Annotated in this window: 1 protein-coding gene and 1 pseudogene; both read right to left on the bottom strand. The window is 72.1% G+C overall.

Annotation, left to right across the window (positions count from 1 at the left end):
* Nucleotides 1–274, bottom strand: a pseudogene (locus BFF76_RS34270) (magnesium chelatase); the annotation flags it as partial.
* 2 nt (nt 275–276) lie between these two features.
* On the bottom strand, nt 277–460 hold a 184-nt coding region (locus tag BFF76_RS34265; RefSeq protein ID WP_244167376.1), incomplete at its 3' end, for a hypothetical protein.
* Nucleotides 461–496: the final 36 nt, after the last annotated feature.

The raw sequence follows: 496 nt of genomic DNA, 5'->3' as shown, positions 1-496 counted from the left end.
GCACGGAGACGCCTTCGCGCTCGACGTACGAGGCGCCCATGGCCGCCGCGTCGAGCAGCAGGTCCACCAGGTGGTCGTGGAGGAGATTGACCTCGTCGACGTAGAGGATCCCGCGGTGGGCGTCGGCGAGGAGCCCCGGCTCGAAGGCCTTCACGCCCTCCGAGAGCGCCCGTTCGATGTCGAGCGCGCCCACCAGCCGGTCCTCCGACGCGCCGACGGGCAGCTCCACGGTCCGCGCCGCACGCGACACGCCGGTCCCGGACTCGTGGGGGCCNNACCCGGAGACCACCGCGACCTCCGGCATCAGCGCGGCGAGGGCCCGCACGGCGGTGGACTTGGCGGTGCCCTTCTCACCCCGCACGAGCACCCCGCCGACGGCCGGACTGACGGCGTTGAGCAACAGCCCGAGCCGTAGATCGTCCTGCCCGACGACGGCGGTGAAGGGATACGGGGTATTCACAGTGCCTCCTCTGTCTCGTGCTCGACTGCTCCAGCC

Origin of the sequence: Streptomyces mutomycini, from assembly GCF_001700505.1 — a bacterium.
GTDB classification, from domain to species: domain Bacteria; phylum Actinomycetota; class Actinomycetes; order Streptomycetales; family Streptomycetaceae; genus Streptomyces; species Streptomyces mutomycini.
Note: the sequence above shows the minus strand (reverse complement) of the source record. Positions and strands in the feature narration are given on the sequence as shown.